Annotated in this window: 18 protein-coding genes and 1 tRNA gene; 5 read left to right on the top strand and 14 right to left on the bottom strand. The window is 62.6% G+C overall.

All coding sequences use genetic code 11. The features are described 5' to 3' along the window. Positions 1 to 7: 7 nt before the first annotated feature. The 7 genes from J5X93_RS09135 to J5X93_RS09105 all read right to left on the bottom strand — a co-directional run bounded on the left by J5X93_RS09135 (position 8) and on the right by J5X93_RS09105 (position 4,703). Positions 8 to 83: transfer RNA gene (locus J5X93_RS09135), tRNA-Gly, on the bottom strand. 64 nt (positions 84 to 147) lie between these two features. Continuing rightward, positions 148 to 708 (bottom strand): CDP-diacylglycerol--glycerol-3-phosphate 3-phosphatidyltransferase, encoded by a 561-nt coding sequence (gene pgsA, locus J5X93_RS09130; protein WP_043209203.1) that lies wholly within the window; start codon positions 706 to 708, stop codon positions 148 to 150. Positions 709 to 741: 33 nt separating this feature from the next. Further along, positions 742 to 2,565, bottom strand: coding sequence for an excinuclease ABC subunit UvrC (gene uvrC / locus J5X93_RS09125; protein ID WP_070571852.1), 1,824 nt, complete (start codon positions 2,563 to 2,565; stop codon positions 742 to 744). Positions 2,566 to 2,571: 6 nt separating this feature from the next. Continuing rightward, the gene (gacA, locus tag J5X93_RS09120; RefSeq protein WP_043209199.1) at positions 2,572 to 3,210 is read right to left on the bottom strand and encodes a response regulator transcription factor GacA; all 639 of its coding nucleotides are present in this window, start codon (positions 3,208 to 3,210) and stop codon (positions 2,572 to 2,574) included. Between the two features lie 108 nt (positions 3,211 to 3,318). Then, entirely contained in the window at positions 3,319 to 3,708 is a 390-nt protein-coding gene (locus J5X93_RS09115) for a helix-turn-helix domain-containing protein (protein WP_043209197.1), read from the bottom strand. Between the two features lie 145 nt (positions 3,709 to 3,853). Continuing rightward, positions 3,854 to 4,294, bottom strand: coding sequence for a GNAT family N-acetyltransferase (locus J5X93_RS09110; RefSeq protein WP_043209194.1), 441 nt, complete (start codon positions 4,292 to 4,294; stop codon positions 3,854 to 3,856). A 22-nt stretch (positions 4,295 to 4,316) separates the two neighbouring features. Continuing rightward, positions 4,317 to 4,703: a DUF488 domain-containing protein gene (locus tag J5X93_RS09105; RefSeq protein ID WP_043209192.1), complete on the bottom strand. Its 387-nt coding sequence runs from the start codon at positions 4,701 to 4,703 to the stop codon at positions 4,317 to 4,319. Between the two features lie 129 nt (positions 4,704 to 4,832). Between J5X93_RS09105 and J5X93_RS09100 the strand changes: the two genes are divergently transcribed. Further along, complete coding sequence (locus J5X93_RS09100; RefSeq protein WP_043209190.1) at positions 4,833 to 6,449, top strand: inorganic phosphate transporter; 1,617 nt, start codon at positions 4,833 to 4,835, stop codon at positions 6,447 to 6,449. Positions 6,450 to 6,488: 39 nt separating this feature from the next. Here J5X93_RS09100 and J5X93_RS09095 read toward each other — a convergent pair whose 3' ends face one another. From J5X93_RS09095 to J5X93_RS09075, 5 genes are all read right to left on the bottom strand, one after another. Further along, on the bottom strand, positions 6,489 to 7,184 hold the full coding sequence (locus tag J5X93_RS09095; protein WP_043209187.1) for a glutathione S-transferase N-terminal domain-containing protein: 696 nt from the start codon (positions 7,182 to 7,184) through the stop codon (positions 6,489 to 6,491). Positions 7,185 to 7,396: 212 nt separating this feature from the next. After that, positions 7,397 to 8,170, bottom strand: a complete 774-nt coding sequence (locus J5X93_RS09090) for an OmpA family protein (RefSeq protein ID WP_043209186.1) — start codon at positions 8,168 to 8,170, stop codon at positions 7,397 to 7,399. A gap of 10 nt (positions 8,171 to 8,180) precedes the next feature. Next, positions 8,181 to 8,576: a DUF4398 domain-containing protein gene (locus tag J5X93_RS09085; RefSeq protein ID WP_070571846.1), complete on the bottom strand. Its 396-nt coding sequence runs from the start codon at positions 8,574 to 8,576 to the stop codon at positions 8,181 to 8,183. Between the two features lie 311 nt (positions 8,577 to 8,887). Beyond that, positions 8,888 to 9,385, bottom strand: a complete 498-nt coding sequence (locus J5X93_RS09080; RefSeq protein ID WP_043209182.1) for a PaaI family thioesterase — start codon at positions 9,383 to 9,385, stop codon at positions 8,888 to 8,890. Positions 9,386 to 9,487: 102 nt separating this feature from the next. Then, complete coding sequence (locus J5X93_RS09075) at positions 9,488 to 10,879, bottom strand: amino acid permease (RefSeq protein WP_102081964.1); 1,392 nt, start codon at positions 10,877 to 10,879, stop codon at positions 9,488 to 9,490. 350 nt (positions 10,880 to 11,229) lie between these two features. Here J5X93_RS09075 and gcvA point away from each other — a divergent pair, with 350 nt between their 5' ends. Then, positions 11,230 to 12,126, top strand: coding sequence for a transcriptional regulator GcvA (gcvA, locus tag J5X93_RS09070; protein WP_043209178.1), 897 nt, complete (start codon positions 11,230 to 11,232; stop codon positions 12,124 to 12,126). A 160-nt stretch (positions 12,127 to 12,286) separates the two neighbouring features. Further along, positions 12,287 to 13,537, top strand: coding sequence for a 2-aminoadipate transaminase (locus J5X93_RS09065; protein ID WP_043209177.1), 1,251 nt, complete (start codon positions 12,287 to 12,289; stop codon positions 13,535 to 13,537). A gap of 4 nt (positions 13,538 to 13,541) precedes the next feature. On the opposite strand, the gene J5X93_RS09060 is transcribed toward J5X93_RS09065, so the two are convergent. Next, the gene (locus J5X93_RS09060; RefSeq protein ID WP_043209175.1) at positions 13,542 to 13,841 is read right to left on the bottom strand and encodes a hypothetical protein; all 300 of its coding nucleotides are present in this window, start codon (positions 13,839 to 13,841) and stop codon (positions 13,542 to 13,544) included. Between the two features lie 202 nt (positions 13,842 to 14,043). On the opposite strand from J5X93_RS09060, the gene J5X93_RS09055 reads away from it, so the two are divergent. Further along, positions 14,044 to 14,472: a hypothetical protein gene (locus tag J5X93_RS09055; RefSeq protein ID WP_090345563.1), complete on the top strand. Its 429-nt coding sequence runs from the start codon at positions 14,044 to 14,046 to the stop codon at positions 14,470 to 14,472. Positions 14,473 to 14,494: 22 nt separating this feature from the next. On the opposite strand, the gene dsdA is transcribed toward J5X93_RS09055, so the two are convergent. Next, positions 14,495 to 15,856 (bottom strand): D-serine ammonia-lyase, encoded by a 1,362-nt coding sequence (dsdA, locus tag J5X93_RS09050; RefSeq protein WP_182818476.1) that lies wholly within the window; start codon positions 15,854 to 15,856, stop codon positions 14,495 to 14,497. A 149-nt stretch (positions 15,857 to 16,005) separates the two neighbouring features. Here dsdA and fusA point away from each other — a divergent pair, with 149 nt between their 5' ends. Next, on the top strand, positions 16,006 to 18,117 hold the full coding sequence (fusA, locus tag J5X93_RS09045) for an elongation factor G (protein WP_043209170.1): 2,112 nt from the start codon (positions 16,006 to 16,008) through the stop codon (positions 18,115 to 18,117). The last annotated feature ends 47 nt before the right edge of the window (positions 18,118 to 18,164 follow it).

The following is an 18,164-nucleotide window of genomic DNA, read 5'->3' as shown; positions in this document are numbered from 1 at the left end:
CTATATTTGGAGCGGGAAACGAGACTCGAACTCGCGACCCCGACCTTGGCAAGGTCGTGCTCTACCAACTGAGCTATTCCCGCGTCGTGATGGGTGCCATTGTAGCGATCTGCAAAACAACGTCAACCCTTTGATTCAAAAAAACTTTTACTTCTGCTCCGAGCCTTCGCGCAGGTGCGGCCAGGCAGCGACCAGGTAGTGGACCATCGACAGCAGCGTCAAGCCAGCGGCGACCAGCAGCAAGGCGTAGCCGAGCACCACCCAGAAGGTCAGCACCGGTGGATTGGCCAGCAGAATGACCAGCGCCAGCATCTGCGCGGCGGTTTTCCACTTGCCGAGGTTGGACACGGCCACATGCGCCCTCGCCCCCAGTTCCGCCATCCATTCACGCAGCGCCGAAACCACGATCTCGCGACCGATGATCACCGCAGCCGGCAACGTCAGCCAGAAATTGGCATGCACCTGCACCAGCAACACCAAGGCGACCGCGACCATCAGCTTGTCCGCCACCGGGTCCAGGAAGGCACCGAATGGCGTGCTCTGCTGCAGGCGACGGGCCAGGTAGCCGTCCAGCCAGTCAGTGGCGGCGGCAATGGCGAACACCGTGCTGGCGGCAATGTAGCTCCAGTGATAGGGCACATAGAACAGCAGGATGAAGATCGGGATGAGCAGGACGCGTAGAACGGTGAGCAGGTTTGGAATATTCATCGGTACGACTGGCTGCGGGTTGAGGGTGGCATTCTACTCGCTATGCAGGCTGGCATAAATCGACTCGGCAAGCTTTTTACTGATGCCTGGCGCCTTGGCGATTTCATCGATGCTGGCGCGGTTGAGCTCCTGCAGGCCGCCGAAATGTTTCAGCAGGTCACGGCGGCGCTTGGGCCCGACCCCGGCCACGTCCTCCAGGCTCGAGGTGCGCCGAGCCTTGCCGCGCCGGGCACGGTGGCCGGTGATGGCAAAACGGTGGGCTTCGTCGCGGATCTGTTGGATCAGGTGCAAGGCCGGTGAATCCCCCTTGAGGGTGAACTCGTGGGCCACGTCGTTGAGGTACAAGGTCTCGAAACCAGCCTTGCGCGTCACACCCTTGGCCACGCCGAGCAAGGTCAGGTCGGTCAGGGCAAGCTCCTGCATGACCTCGCGGGCCATGTTCAACTGTCCCTTGCCGCCGTCCACCAGGAGCACGTCGGGCAGCTTGCCCTCGCCGTCCTTGATGCGACCGAAGCGGCGCGTCAGGGCCTGGTGCATGGCGGCGTAGTCGTCGCCGGCGGTCACGCCTTCGATGTTGAAGCGTCGATAGTCGGACTTGAGCGGTCCTTCCGGGCCGAACACCACGCAACTGGCCACGGTGGCTTCACCGCTGGAATGGCTGATGTCGTAGCATTCCAGGCGCTGGGGCACTTCATCGAGGCCCAGCACCTGGGCCAGAGCCTCGAAACGCGCGGCCATGTGCTGGCGGTTGGCCAGGCGGGCGTTGAGGGCCTGTTCGGCATTGGTGACCGCCAACTGCTGCCAGCGTGCCCGCGTGCCACGCACCCTATGGCTGATGGCCAGTTCCCGGCCACGCAGGGTCTGCACCGCCTCGCTGATGGCGGCAAAGTCTTCGTGGGTCACGTTGACGATCAATTCGCCCGGCAGTTCGCGCTCGGCATTGCCCAGGTAGTACTGAGACAAGAACGCGGCCATGACCTCGGCCACCTCCTCCTCGATGCCCACCTGGGGAAAGAAGTTCTTGCTGCCCAGTACCCGCCCGCCCCGCACGCTGATCAAATGCACGCAGGCGCCACCCGGGTTGACGAAGGCGGCCACGACGTCGACATCCCCCGAGCCACCTTCCATGTACTGTTGGTCCTGCACTCGGCGCAGCAAGGCGATCTGGTCGCGCAACTCTGCCGCCTTCTCGAAGTTCAGGGCCATGGCGGCCTTTTCCATCTCGGCATTGAGCTCATTGCCCAATTGTTGGCTGCGGCCTTCGAGGAACATCATCGAATGGCGCACATCCTCAGCGTACTCCTCTGGCGTCACCAGGCCGACGCACGGGCCTTTGCAGCGCTTGATCTGGTATTGCAGGCATGGCCGGGTGCGGTTGGCGTAATAGCTGTCCTCACATTGGCGCACCGAGAAGGCTTTTTGCAGCAGGCTCAGGCTCTCGCGAATGGCGCCAGCGCTAGGGTACGGACCGAAGTAACGCCCCTTGGCCTTCTTGGCGCCACGATGAATGCCCAGCCGTGGGAATTCACCGTCGGAAAGAAAGACATAGGGGTAGGATTTGTCGTCGCGCAGCAGGATGTTATAGGGCGGACGCCATTCTTTGATCAGCGTCTGCTCCAGCAGCAACGCCTCGGTCTCGTTGGCGGTGATGGTGGTCTCCACCTGGGCGATGCGCCCCACCAGGGCTGCCGTCTTGGGCGCAAGACCCGTCTTGCGAAAATAACTGGCCAGGCGTTTCTTGAGGTTCTTGGCTTTGCCCACGTAGAGCAGCCGCGCCTCGGCGTCGAACATTCGGTAGACGCCTGGGCGACCGCTGCAGGTCGCCAGGAATGCACTGGCATCGAAGATTTGAGACATGGGGCCTTACAGACTTGCGTCAACCATACCGTGGCGAACGGCCAGCAAGGTCAGTTCGACGTCGCTGGTGACCGAGAGTTTTTCGAAGATCCGATAACGGTAAGTATTGACGGTCTTGGGCGACAGGCACAACTTGTCGGAGATGATCTGCACTTTCTGGCAGCCCACGATCATCAACGCGATCTGGATCTCCCGCTCCGACAGGGCATCGAATGGCGAGCCCTGGGGCTGGAACGACTTGAGCGCCAGCTGCTGGGCGATCTGCGGGCTGATGTAGCGCTGGCCGGCAAAGGCCAGGCGGATAGCCTGGACCATTTCGTCCAGCCCTGCCCCCTTGGTCAGGTAACCGGCCGCCCCGGCCTGCATTAGGCGCGTGGGGAACGGGTCGTCCTCACACACGGTGACCGCGACCACTTTGATGTCCGGATGGCTGCGCAACAACTTGCGGGTCGCCTCCAGGCCGCCGATGCCTGGCATTTTCACATCCATCAGGACGACGTCCGGCTTAAGCTCCCGGGCCAGCTTCAGTGCCGACTCGCCGGAATCCGCCTCCCCCACCACCTGCAGGCCATCGATATCGGCCAACATGCGCGTGATGCCGGTACGCACCAGATCGTGATCATCGACCACCAAGACCCTAATCAAACAGACACCTCGTCAATGGGGCGATTGGATCCCGCCACCTTAACAAAATTTTTCACTGCTGACCTAGTGACCTGGTTGGCTATTTCGCCTCCTAGCGCGCAGCGGTCACTAGGTCAATGCATCGTCGAAAATCACAGACCGACCCGATGTGCGTACCTGGCCACCATCGCGCTCGCCCGCCTCTCCAGCCAGACGCTGCAACAGGTGGCGCAAGGCAACCTGATCAGCCTCAGGCAGTCGGCGGAAAAGCGCCAGCACGCGGTCTTCATCGACGGTCAGGCTGTCCAGTGGGGCTGGGGTATGCGCACCACTGAGCACATAGAGCGCATCAACGCCCCGCTTGGCCAGCGCGGCCAGATAATCGACCCGCGGCGTGCGCTCACCACTTTCATACTTGCCCTGGGCATTGGGCTCGACACCGCCGATGTCGCCGAACACCCGCTGGGTGAGGCCAAGGCGCTCACGCTCTTCCCGCAGCCGCGGACCAATTCCACTCATTCGACTCCCTTCCCTTGCTGTCCATGAATCCCACGGAAATGGTGACCTTCGAGCAAGTGGCCATCACCCCGGATGGCACTATGCCAAGTGGGATCCAATCCTGGCAAGCCATCATTGCGCCATTGGTCACGATCCGTCTCGACAGTCAGCTTTTCGGCGCGACCCCGCGTTGCATACGCACGAAACAGTCGTCCTCGCCCATCTCGACGAAACCATGTCGCCGATAGAGCTGACGCGCAGGATTGCTCTTGAACACCATCAATCTGAGCAAGGGCAGCCCCCGTTGCCCTGCCCACTGGGCCAGGGTCTCCAATACCCAAGCGCCGACACCACGCCCCCTGTGCTCCGGCAGCAGGTGCAACTCGCGGATGAACAGGGCCTGACGATCCTGGCTGAGGCTGCAAAAACCCAGCACTTGCCCCTCCTGCGTCACCAGCCACTGTTCGCGCCAACCCCAGGCTTCGTCGAAGGCTTCCTCGATCCACAGCAGGTCGAACTCCCGGTAGTAAGGCAGCATGGCGCGCCGGGTCAGATCGCGGGCGAAGGTGCGGTAGGCGTCGGTGGCGGGGGTCAGTTCGAACGGCATGTGGAGTGGTCTTCCAGTCAATCTACGGGGCATAGCACACCGGTGAACTACCCGGTCCACGGCGCTCCAGTTCATCCTCCAGCCACCCGGCCAGCACCACGGCGTTATTGTGCTTGGTGTCCTTGCCGGCATAGAGCAAGGTCAAGTTGCCCTTGGCCGCCAGATCCAGCAGGGGGTACCAATGCTCGGGATGGGCCGCGAGCTCCTGCTGGTAGCGCTGGGTGAAACCGGCGAAATCAACCTCGCCATGATGAAACGCCTTACGCAACTCATCGGAGGGTGCGACCTCTCGCAACCATCGGCCGTGAAGGTCGTCCTTGCGTTTGTTGCGTGGCCACAGGCGATCGACCAGCACCCGCTGACCGTCCTCGGCCTCCATTGGATCGTAGACACGTTTGCAACGGATCACGACGTTCTCCTACGCCAGGCTTTCCCATCAGCCTAGGGCCTTCATTGACCAAGGTCACGTGCAGACTCTGAATTGCCTTCTATGCTTTGCCCGCCTGGCATCTTTGCCCGACGCCACCCGGAGCCCTCCATGGCAACCTCGTCACTGGCCAACCAGACCGACCTGGCCCACTGCGACGTCCGCCCGCCGTTGTCGCACAGACCCGGCCGCGGCACCCTCACGCTGTTCATCGGCCTGCTGCTGGCCGCTGTGGCTTACACCGCCTGGAGCCTGAAACAGGATGTCAGCGCCAGCGGCACCGTCGTTACTACCTTCACTCCCTTCCTGCTGCTGGGCCTGGCGCTGCTGATCGCCCTGGGCTTCGAGTTCGTCAACGGCTTTCATGACACGGCCAATGCGGTCGCCACGGTGATCTACACCCATTCGTTGCCTGCGTCGGTGGCGGTGGTATGGTCTGGCCTGTGCAATTTCCTTGGGGTGCTGCTGTCCAGCGGTGCCGTGGCCTTCGCCATCATTGCGCTGCTGCCGGTGGAGTTGATTCTGCAGGTCGGCTCAACGGCCGGCTTTGCCATGGTGTTCGCCTTGCTGCTGGCGGCAATCATCTGGAACCTGGGCACCTGGTGGCTGGGTCTGCCAGCCTCGTCCTCACACACCTTGATCGGCTCCATCATCGGCGTCGGCGTGGCCAACGCCCTGATGCATGGCCGCGCAGGCACCAGCGGGGTGGACTGGGCCCAAGCCGGCAAGGTGGGCTATGCCCTGCTGTTTTCGCCGCTGATCGGCTTCGCCTGCGCCGCCTTGCTGTTGCTGGCAATGCGCCTGCTGATCAAGCGTCGCGAGCTGTACCAGGCACCGCAAGGGCAGACACCTCCTCCCTGGTGGATCCGCAGCGTGTTGATCCTGACCTGCACCGGCGTGTCGTTCGCCCATGGGTCCAATGATGGCCAGAAAGGCATGGGGCTGATCATGCTGATTCTGGTGGGCACCTTGCCAATGGCTTACGCGCTGAACAAGACCATGCCCACCGAGCAGGCACAGCAGTTCTCTGTCATCGCCCAAAGCACCCGTCAAGCGCTGGTGCGCAGTGCGCCTCAAGCAGCACCGGGCGACCCCCGTCAGGCGCTGGTCGCCTTCATTGCCGAGCCCAAGGCGAGCCCCCAGCTGGTCCCCGCCTTGGCCGCACTCAGCGGGATGATCGGCGAACAGGTCAAAGGCTATGGCTCGCTCAACCGAGTGCCAGCCGAAGCCATGGCCAACATACGCAACGACATGTATCTGGCGAGCGAAACCATCCGCCTCATCGACAAGCAACAGTTGGCACGCTTCGACGCCGATACCCACCGCCAGATAACGGTGTTCAAACAGCAACTGGACGATGCCACCCGCTATATCCCGCTGTGGGTCAAGGTGGTGGTCGCCATTGCATTGGGCCTGGGCACGATGGTGGGCTGGCGACGCATCGTGGTCACGGTGGGGGAAAAGATCGGCAAGACCCACCTGAGCTATGCCCAGGGCGCCTCGGCAGAAGTGGTGGCCATGTGCACCATTGGCGCGGCGGACCTGTTCGGTCTACCGGTGTCGACCACCCACGTGCTCTCATCCGGTGTCGCGGGGACCATGGTGGCGAACGGCTCAGGCGTCCAGCGCCGGACGCTGTTCAATCTGTTGATGGCCTGGGTGTTGACCTTGCCGGCAGCAATGTTGCTGGCCGGATGCCTGTACTGGCTGCTGTGCCAGGTATTCTGAAGGTTCAGGGCCGCGTCGCGACCCTGAACACCTGCAGACTCAGCCCGGAATCTTCAGGCCCCGCTGCACGGCAGGCCGGGCCAGGAAGGCCTCCAGCACTCGCTGCACCTGCTTGAACTCATCGAACCGCACCAGCTCCCGTGCGTTGTAGCGCTCCACCAGGTTGCGCACCCAGGGGAAGATGGCGATGTCGGCGATGCTGTAGTCATCAACCATCCATTCGCGTCCGGACAGATGCCGGTCGAGCACGCCCAGCAGACGCCGGGATTCATTGACGTAGCGGTCCCGCGGGCGCTTGTCCTCGTACTCCTTGCCCGCGAAGAAATGGAAGAACCCAACCTGGCCGAACATCGGCCCGATCCCGCCCATCTGGAACATCAGCCACTGCAGGGTCTGGTAACGGGTGGCCGGGTCCTGGCTGAGCAATTGGCCGGTCTTCTCAGCCAGGTACTGCAGGATCGCGCCGGACTCGAACAGCGGCAATGGCTGACCGTTCGGCCCGTTGGGGTCGAGGATGGCAGGAATCTTGTTGTTGGCGCTCAAGGAGATGAACTCAGGGCTCATCTGGTCATCGTTGTCGAAACTGACCTTGTGCACTTCATAAGGCAGGCCGATCTCCTCCAGCATGATCGAGACCTTGACGCCGTTGGGCGTGGCCAAGGAATACAACTGCAGGCGCTCGGGATGACGCGCCGGCCATTTGCGGGTGATGGGAAAAGCGCTGAGATCGGTCATGGGCACTTCCTGAAAACGAGGAAATGACCACTGTAGGGGTAACCCGGTGGTTTGGCCATCGGTTGTTACTGGGGATTTCGCCGCCATGCGTGGGAGTGGGTTTAGCCGCGAATACGTTGGTGAATCCACTACCGCATTCGCGGGTGAACCCGCTCCCACAAAGACCGTGCAGTGTTTCCGATGGCGCGCCCGTGGATGCGCCATCCGTCACATCAGTAGCGCGTCGGAACGCGCTCTGCACCCTTGGAAATGATCACTTCCACACGACGATTGAGCTGCCGGGAATGCGCATCGGCATTGGAGGCAACCGGGTATTCCTTACCATAACCGCCAGTGGTGATGCGGCCAGGCTCCACGCCCTGACGGCGTAGCGCCATCGCCACGGAAGCGGCGCGCTGTTCGGACAGCTTCTGATTGAACGCATCGCTGCCAGTGGCATCGGTGAAGCCTTCTACCAGCACCTTGCGTTCAGGGTTGTCGTTGAGGAATGCGGCCAGCTTCTGGATATCGCGGTCGCTGCTCGGACGCAGTTGCGCTCGCCCGGTGTCGAACAGCACATCGCCGAACGTCACGACGGTGCCACGCTCGGTTTGCTGGGACTTGAGCGATTGCAACGCCTTGAGCTGGGCGGTACGCACCTGAAGGCGCGCCTCGGTACGCTGGGCCTCGATACGCTGAAGACCGGCCTCGGCCTGACGCAGCACGATGGTCTGCTCGGCCGTCTCGATCTTGCGGTTGGCCAGGTAGGCGAGCTGCTCGACCTGCATGTCCTTGCGGTCCTTGAGCGAGGCCAGCTCCGCCTTGCCAAGGGCACGGTAGGCTTCCTGGGTCTCCAGGGCGGCAAGGCGGCTGGCGTCAGGCTTGCTTTGCAGGACCGAATACGCCTCGCGGGCCTCCAGCAAGCTTGGGTTTTCTGGCGTCGCGCTACAACCGGCCAACGCCAGTGCGAGTACCGAGACACAAGGCAACAGATACGATTTCGACATGGTCAGCTCCTTATTCGGCGGTCACGGCAGGCAGTGTGTCGGGTGCTTCGAGCATTTCCCGCTTGAGCACTTCGATGCCTTCGCGGGCGGCACTGAGTTGTGCCTGTGCCTTGCTCGCCTGGGCCTTGCGCTCGGCGAAGCTGGCATCGGCCTCGGCTTGTTCGGCGAGGGTGCGGACTTGAGCCATGTCCTGCTGGCCCATGGCCCGCTCCATAGCATTGAGTTTGTCTTGGGCCGCACGCATTTCGACGGGCGCATACTGGGTCGCATCGGCAGCCACGGCACGATTGACCGCGTTACGGGTCAGCTCGATCTGTTCTGTCGGCACGACAACACTGGCGCAGCCGCCCAGGGCCAATAACAGGCCGCCCAGAGGCATGAGATTGCGGATGGATCTGGCACGCATGAAAACAACTCCTCGGTGCAAGGCGCATGGGCACGGAGCTCCCGCCGCGATCACGCACGCGTTTGCATCAGGGGGGTAGGAAAAGTCTCGGATGCTCAGCAGAACCTCGCCTGCGTCGCAAAGGCGAGAGTGGGAGCTTTATGTGGGATTAAACGAACATCCAAGACCGTCGGTTGCGAAAACCAGACCAGCCTATTCGTAACCCTGGACGAGCCGCATAGGACTCACCTGACAAGCCCGTAAGGTTTTTCAACGAATTGGGGCATTAACCACTCGGCAGACGGCTCAGGACCGTCTGCCGATAGCAGCACTCAAGACAAACCATGGGCCTTGAGCTTGAGCTTCTCGGTATCCACGCGCACGAACACCGAGTCAGCCGTCACGGTCAGTACATCGCCTGCCCAGACTTCGCAGATGACCCGGGTCTTGCGCCCGACTTCACCTTCGACACGTGCTTTGAGCACCAGCTCCACGCCCATCGGCGTGGGTTTGAGGTACGTCAGGCTGAGGGTGCCGGTGACACAATCGATTCGCGGCAGGCTCCCCGCTTCGCGTCCTTCGGCCCGGTAGTGATAGGCCATGGCCGTCCAGTTGGAATGGCAATCCACCAGCATGGCCAGGAAGCCACCATAGACCAGCCCCGGCCAGCCGATGAAGCTGCTGTCGGGCGAGTGGCGACAGACCAGGTGAATACCATCGTCATCCCAATGACTCTTGATGTGCAGTCCGCTGGGGTGCGAGCAGCCACAGCCGTAGCAGGTACCCTCAGGGGCCGCCAGCTCCTGCTGGGAAAGTACGTGTTCGTTCATACGCGTCCTGTGCTTGTTGGTGTGCGGAGAAGACGCCACCGATGGTAGCGCCCCACCCTTCCCCCGCCAACGACGAGGCTGCGCTGGCAGCCTCGTTTTGCGCTACCGATCCGTTGCAGGGGCCAGCACCGAGATACCACGCCTGCGGGTCAGGGCAATCAGCAGGATGAAGCAGGTCACCCCCGCCGTCATCAGCGTCTCGTAGCGATAGGCATCGCTGAACAGCATGTAGCCAAGCACCATGACGATCAGCCCGATCACCAGCCAGGTCAGCCAAGGGAACAACCACATCTTCAGCGCAAGCTCCGTGCCTTCGCGCTCGGCACGCGCCCGCATGCGCAACTGCGACACGGCAATCACCAAGTACACCAGCAAGGCGATGGCGCCGGTGGTCGACAACAGGAAGCCGAACACCTTGCCAGGCAACACATAGTTGACGAAGCAACCGGCGAAACCTGCCAGGGTCGACAGCACGACTGCCACGGTCGGCACGCCATTGCCGGAGATACGCTTGATCATCCGCGGCGCCTCGCCCCGTGCACCCAGCGAATAGAGCATGCGTGAGGCGGTATAGAGACCGGAATTCATGCAACTGGTGACCGCCACCAGCACCACCAGGTCAACCATCAACTTGGCACCCGGCACGTTCAGCACCTCGAGTACGCGCTGGAAGGACCCCACTGCTTTAAGGCCAGGGTCGTTCCAGGCCACCAGCGACACCACCAGGAAGATCGAGGCCAGGTAGAAGATGGCGATGCGATACACCACCAGGTTGGTAGCGCGGCGAATCTTGTCTTTCGGGTTGGCGGTCTCGTCGGCCGCAATGGTGACGATCTCGGCGCCGAAGAACGAGAAAATCGTAATCAACACGCCGCCGAGCACCGTGCCAAAGCCGTTGGGCATGAAGCCGCCGCTGGCCCACAGATGGCTGACACCGGAGACTTCCGCCAGCGGCCAGACGCCGAACACGGCCATGCTGCAGATGCCGATGAACGCAAGAATGGCGATCACCTTGACCAGCGCGAACCAGTACTCGAATTCACCGAAGTTCTTCACGCTGATCAGGTTGGTGGCCGACAGCACGACCATGATCAGGAACGCGAACAACCAGGACGGCACGCCGGGGAAGTACGCATGGAGGATATCCGCGCCGGCAATCGCTTCGACCGGGATGATCAGCACCCAGAACCACCAGTACAGCCAACCGATGGTGAAACCCGCCCAGGGTCCGATGGCCTCGGCGGCATAGGTGGAGAATGAACCACTGTTGGGGTTGGCAATCGCCATTTCGCCCAACATGCGCATCACCAGCAAGACCAGCAGGCCAGTCATGGCGTAGGAAATCAGGATCGCCGGGCCCGCGGTGGCGATGGCGTTGGAAGAACCGATGAAAAGGCCGGCTCCGATGATGCCGGCGATGGAAATCATGGAGACCTGACGCGAGGTCAGGCCATGTTGCAGCGAGCGTTGTTTTTTTGGGTGTGGCGATGCCATGGGGAACCCTCGAATGGGTCGGCCGCCGCCAGCGGCGGCTGAAAAGGGAGCAGAAGGCAAAAATCGTTGCTTTCGTGTTCTTGTTGTTTTCGGTCCGATCAGGCGCAGGCCCTTATCGATGCCGTGCAGTCGGACGCTGGCATTTGCCGATGGCAAATAACATTTCAGCCGCGCCGAGACGTTCGAACGCGTCGACAGTCATTGTTCTTCTCCTGTTTCAACAGCGGGTTGTCATCGTTGATATAGGTCAGTATTAATCTAATAAGACGAGGTCAACAAACGACCTTTTCGAAGCACATGATTCCGTTGCGGAATGAAATCCTTCCAAATTCACGGGGTACTCACCGCTCATGTCAAAACGACTGATGCCTTCTTCCACCGCCCTGCAGTGCTTCGAAGCGGCCGCTCGTCATCTGAGCTTCACGCGGGCGGCGCAGGAACTGCACCTGACCCAGAGCGCCGTGAGCAAGCAAGTGGCGCAACTGGAGGACATGCTGGCGCACCCGCTGTTCCAGCGCATCCGCAGGCGCCTACAGCTGACACCGGCCGGCGCGCTGTACCTGACCGAAGTGAACAAGATCCTCACCCAAATCGACATCTCCAGCCGCTACATCCTGAGCTACGGCGATGAAACCGAGGTGCTGCGCATCGCCACCCAGCCGACGTTCGGAGCCCGCTGGCTGGTGCCCAGGCTCAAGGGTTTCGGCGATCGTCACCCACGTATCCACCTGGACATCCGCAACGAGCTGGAACCTTTCGACCTGGTCCAGTCCAAGGCGGACATCGCCTTTTTCTTCGGCCAGGGCACCTGGCCGGGCGCGACGTGCATCGAACTGTTCAGCGAGGCAGTGGTGCCGGTGTGTGCGCCATCGCTACGGGCCCAACACCGCTTCGACAGCGCCGAAGCATTGACCCAGCATCGCCTGTTGCAATGCGCTTCGCGGCCCGAGGCTTGGCATGAGTGGTTCCTGGGCCTTGGGTTGCATAGCGAAAACAGCTATCACGGCCCACGTTTCGACACGTTCTACCTATGCATCCGCGCCGCCATCGCAGGTTGCGGCATCGCCCTGATCCCGCGATACCTGGTCGCCGAAGAGCTGGCCGAAGGCAAGCTGGTGGTGGCCTGGGACCACCCGGTACCCAGCAATGGCAAGCACTTCATCGCCCATGCCGAGCATGCGGCGGAGGTACCGAAGGTGCGGGCGTTCGTGCAATGGATCCTGGAGCGGGTGGCACAGGGGGACTGAAGTTTGTCGTGGCCGCTGGTGACAGACCGCGCTGGCGCGCAGGAGGCTAGCCCTGGAAAAGCAAGAATTTTTGGAATGACCGCAATCGAATAATTCGTTTGCGAAACGACACTTCGCCGCGCTTGGATAATAAGAAAATCAAACCAAGGTTTGCGTGCACATGAATCAGGAAAGTATCAGTCAGTCCATTGCAATTGTTCATCCGATTACACTTTCCCATGGCCGCAATGCCGAAGTCTGGGACACCGACGGCACACGTTACATCGACTTTGTCGGCGGTATCGGCGTTCTGAACCTGGGCCATTGCAACCCAGCCGTGGTCCAGGCCATCCAGACCCAGGCCACACGCCTGACCCACTATGCGTTCAATGCCGCCCCCCATGGTCCTTACCTGGCGCTGATGGAGCGTTTGCAGCACTTCGTGCCGGTGAGCTACCCCCTGGCGGGGATGCTCACCAACAGCGGCGCCGAGGCTGCGGAGAACGCGCTGAAAGTGGCCCGTGGCGCCACCGGCAAGCGCGCCATCGTCGCCTTCGACGGTGGTTTCCATGGTCGCACCCTGGCCACCCTCAACCTCAACGGCAAGGTCGCGCCGTACAAGCAACGCGTGGGTGAATTGCCCGGGCCGGTGTACCACCTGCCCTATCCAAGCGCCGACACCGGCGTCACCTGTGAGCAGGCGCTCAAAGCCATGGACAGGCTGTTCAGCGTGGAACTGGCGGTGGAAGACGTCGCAGCGTTCATCTTCGAGCCCGTGCAAGGCGAAGGCGGCTTCCTGGCGCTGGACCCGACCTTTGCCCAGGCACTGCGCCGCTTCTGCGACGAGCACGGCATCCTGATCATCATCGACGAGATCCAGTCTGGCTTCGGCCGCACCGGTCAGCGCTTCGCCTTCCCTCGCCTGGGCATCGAGCCTGACCTGTTGCTGTTGGCCAAGAGCATCGCCGGTGGCATGCCACTGGGCGCGGTGGTCGGCCGCAAGACGGTCATGGACTCGCTGCCCAAGGGCGGCCTGGGTGGCACCTATTCGGGCAACCCGATCGCGTGCGCGGCAGCTTTGGCCAGCCTGGAGCAGATGACCGACGAGAATCTCGCGACCTGGGGAGAGCGCCAGGAGCAGGCCATCGTGGGCCGCTACCAGCGCTGGAAGGCCACCGGGCTGACGTCGGCGCTAGGTCGCCTGACCGGCACCGGAGCGATGCGCGGGCTGGAGCTGGTCAACGCCGACGGCAGCCCCGCGCCAGCCCAACTGGCCAAGGTACTCGAGTCGGCCCGCGCCAAAGGCCTGCTGTTGATGCCAAGCGGCAAGGCGCGGCACATCATTCGCCTGCTGGCACCGCTGACGATCGAGCCGCAGGTCCTCGAAGAAGGCCTGGATATCCTCGAACAGTGCCTCGCCGCGCTGGGCTGACGCGTTAGAGGCCCAACTCTTCCGGGGTGAGCATGTCGGACTCGAAGGCGATCCAGCCGCCTTCGAGTTCGGCGTGGCCATTGACGATCGGGCCGTAGTAGGTCAGGCCGTTCTCCAGCGTCACGCAGATGTGCGTGGCAGACTTTTCCGGTGCGGCCAGGGTGCCGACGAAGTGCACCTTCTTCAGCGTTTCGGTGACCGCTTCCAGGCCCACGCGCATGTTGGGGTTTTCCATGGCTTCGGCATCACCCCCACGGTCTTCGGCGCTGACGGTCACGGTGGCGATGTAGGGGTACTTACTCAATCGGGTTGCCTCATAAGAAAGGGACGGCGCATCGGGCGCCAAGGGTGCGTAGGTTACGGCAGGCGATGCGCGCGCGCGAGTACCGCGCGCGCATTTGCCCGGGCAAACCGCTCGTTCACAGGCATCCGCCCGTCCCGAGACCGCAGCCCCGAAATCTGTTAGGGTGCCCGCCGATGCACGCCCCACCACACGAGGATCCCGAGTGAGCGCCGAAGAACCCCTAATCGCCGACCTGTTCGAAGTCGACAAACGCCTGAGTCTCAAGCCCGTCGTGGACTTCAACGCCTACCTGCGCAATGCCTTCGGCGAAGGCGCCTGCCGCTGCCACCGCTGCCTGGAACGGGGCGGCGACGAAAGTGACTACAGCCACCAGCACACCTTCGCACTCGAAGGCCGTACCATGCACCGGCGCTTCGCCAACACCGCGGGGAGCGATGTCCTGCTGGTGCTGAAGAAGGCCTGGCTGTCCTACACCAAGAACGATCTACCACTGACCGGCGCGCTGGACCTGGCCACCGTCAAGACGTTCACCGAAACCGCCCTGCACGAGCGTCTGCTGGCCCTGCTGCCAGCCAGCGGCCTGGCCCGCGAAACCGACGGCCAGTGGCACTTGCAAGCCCTGGCCGACTGACCCGGGCGCTTGGCCGCCGGGCTTAGCGCCCCTGGCGGCCATGCACGATGGCACGGCCTTTTTCCAGGTAAGCGTCCATCTCCTCACGCGGCACCATGCTGCCGCCCGTCGCCCAGACTAGGTGGGTGGCATTGGCCATGCGCCGCTCATCCAGGCCCAGACGCTGACGATAGCCTTGGTTTTCCTGCAACACCCGGCCCATGCCCGGCACGCCCGCCAGCGCCGAAGGCTCCAATGCCAGCCCTTCTAGCTTCTCCACCAGCGCCAGCAAGCGGAACAATTCGGCATCGCTGACGGTGTAGTAACCGTCGATCAGGCGCTGCATGGCACGCCCGACAAACCCTGAAGGCCTGCCGACCGCGAGCCCGTCGGCGGCGGTATGGTTGTCCAGACCGAAGTCATAGACCGACACCTGCTCATGCAAACCGGTGTACACCCCCAACAGCATGCACGGCGAGTGGCTGGGCTCGGCGAACAGGCAGTGCACCGCATCGCCGAACGCCTGCTTCAAGCCAAAGGCCACGCCCCCTGGACCACCGCCCACGCCACAGGGCAAATAGACGAACAGCGGATGCTCGGCATCGACGACGATGCCCGCCGCCTGCAACTGCCCGCGCAAGCGTTCGGCCGCCACGGCATAGCCCAGGAACAGGTCGGTGGAATTTTCGTCATCGACGAAGTGACATTGGGGATCGGCATCGGCTTCGCGCCGCCCCTGCTCGACCGCGACGCCGTAATCGGCGTCGTATTCGCGCACCTCGACACCACAGGCCCGCAAGCGATCCTTCTTCCATTGACGGGCATCGGCGGACATGTGGACCGTCGTGCGCAACCCCAGGCGCGCCCCCATGACGCCGATGGACAACCCCAGGTTGCCGGTCGAGCCGACGGCGATGCTGTACTGGCTGAAGAAGGCCCGTGCCGCCTCGCTGTCGAGCGTTGCGTAATCATCTCCAGGCTTGAGCAGGCCGCCGGCCAGGGCCAGACCCTCGGCGTGCTTGAGCACTTCATAGATACCGCCACGGGCCTTGATCGAGCCTGAGATTGGCAGCAGGTTGTCTGCCTTGAGCCACAGCGTGCCGAGCGGCGCGATGTCGAGCTCATCGCACAACGCAGCTTGCAGGCCGGGCAAAGGCAACAGTGGCGATTCGATCAACCCACCGGCGGCTTGGGTCTGCGGGAAGGCCGAGGCGATGAACGGTGCAAAACGCGTCAACCGTGCGCTGGCCTCGGCGATATCGCCTGCCCCCAGCGGTACATCGCCCAACGCCTGGGCACTCGGTGCGACGCCAGGATTGAACCAAGTGACCGGGGCGTGGCGCACCAGGTCGGCGATCAACGGGTGCTGCTGGCACCAGGTCTGCAGCGGAACTTCGAGGGCCATGGGCGACTCCAGGCAGATCATTAGGCAGGGCCTGGATTAGGCGGCACATCAGCCCCCCTTGGCAACCGTCGGATACTTGGCCTGGGCCCCATCAGCAGCGCCATCGTCTGCTACCTTGGGAGAACCCGCTCACCCACAGGTGAATGACCATGGCCCGCACGACTCCCATCGAGCTGTACCGCAACATTGGCATCGTCGCCCACGTCGACGCCGGCAAGACCACCACCACCGAACGCATCCTGTTCTACACCGGGGTCAACCATAAAATGGGCGAAGTTCATGACGGCGCCGCCACCATGGACTGGATGGCCCAGGAGCAGGAGCGCGGCATCACCATCACCTCGGCGGCGACCACGGCGTTCTGGCAAGGCTCGACCAAGCAGTTTGCCGACAAGTACCGGTTCAACATCATCGACACCCCCGGCCACGTCGATTTCACCATCGAGGTGGAGCGCTCGCTGCGCGTGCTCGACGGCGCGGTGGTGGTGTTCAGCGGCGCCGACGGCGTCGAGCCGCAGTCCGAGACAGTCTGGCGCCAGGCCAACAAGTACCATGTGCCGCGCCTGGCCTACATCAACAAGATGGACCGCCAGGGCGCGGATTTCCTGCGGGTGGTCAAGCAGATCGACCAGCGCCTGGGCCACCACCCGGTACCGATCCAGCTGGCCATCGGCAGCGAGGAGCACTTCGCCGGGCAGATCGACCTGGTGAAGATGAAAGCCATCTACTGGAACGACGCCGACCAGGGCACCAGCTATCGCGAAGAGGAGATTCCCGCTGAGCTGCGCGCGCTGGCCGATGAATGGCGCGCGCACATGGTCGAAGCCGCCGCCGAAGCCAATGACGAGCTGACGATGAAGTTTCTCGAGGGTGAAGCGCTGAGCGTTGACGAGATCAAGGCCGGGCTGCGCCAACGCACCTTGGCCAACGAGATCGTGCCGACCATCCTCGGCTCGTCCTTCAAGAACAAAGGCGTGCCTCTGATGCTCGATGCCGTGATCGACTACCTGCCCGCCCCCAGCGAGATTCCCTCGATCAAGGGCGTCGACCCAGATGACGAGGAAAAGCACCTGGAGCGCCACGCCGACGACAACGAACCGTTCTCGGCCTTGGCCTTCAAGATCGCCACCGATCCGTTCGTGGGCACCTTGACGTTCGCGCGCGTCTACTCTGGCGTGCTCAGTTCCGGCGACGCCGTGCTCAACTCGGTCAAGGGCAAGAAGGAACGGGTCGGACGCATGGTGCAGATGCACGCCAACCAGCGCGCCGAGATCAAGAATGTCTGCGCCGGCGACATCGCCGCACTGATCGGCATGAAGGATGTCACCACCGGCGACACCCTGTGCGACATGAACAAGCCGATCATCCTCGAGCGCATGGATTTCCCCGACCCGGTGATTTCCGTGGCCGTTGAGCCCAAGACCAAAGCCGACCAGGAAAAAATGGGCATTGCCTTGGGCAAGCTGGCCCAGGAGGACCCCTCGTTCCGGGTCAAGACCGACGAGGAGACCGGCCAGACGATCATCTCAGGCATGGGTGAGCTGCACCTGGACATCATCGTCGATCGCATGCGCCGCGAGTTCAACGTCGAGGCCAATATCGGCAAGCCGCAGGTGGCCTATCGCGAGAAGATCCGCAACACCTGCGAAATCGAGGGGCGCTTCATCCGCCAGTCCGGTGGACGCGGCCAGTATGGCCATTGCTGGATCCGTTTTGCACCGGGCGACGATGGCAAGGAAGGCCTGGAATTCATCAACGAGATCGTCGGCGGCGTGGTGCCACGCGAGTACATTCCCGCCATCCAGAAAGGCATCGAGGAGCAGATGCAAAATGGCGTGCTGGCCGGTTACCCGCTGATCAGCCTCAAGGCCGCGGTGTACGACGGCTCGTACCACGACGTGGACTCCAACGAGATGGCCTACAAGATTGCCGCGTCCATGGCCACCAAGCAACTGGCCCAGAAAGGCGGTGCCGTGCTGCTGGAGCCGGTGATGAAGGTCGAGGTGGTCACGCCCGAGGAATACCTGGGCGACATCATGGGCGATCTGAGCCGTCGGCGCGGCATGATCCAGGGCTCGGAGGACAGCCCCGCCGGCAAGGTGATCCGTGCCGAAGTGCCATTGGGCGAGATGTTTGGCTATTCCACCGACATGCGTTCGATGACCCAGGGCCGGGCCAGCTACTCGATGGAATTCACCAAGTATGCAGAGGCGCCGGCAAGCATCGCCGACAGCATCGTCAAGAAGAGCAAAGGGGAGTAATCCGCTGTAGCGGCAAGTGGCCAGACACCTTCGCGGGCTCACCCGCG

This window comes from Pseudomonas sp. BYT-1 (assembly GCF_023611805.1).
Lineage (GTDB): Bacteria > Pseudomonadota > Gammaproteobacteria > Pseudomonadales > Pseudomonadaceae > Aquipseudomonas > Aquipseudomonas guariconensis.
Note: the sequence above shows the minus strand (reverse complement) of the source record. Positions and strands in the feature narration are given on the sequence as shown.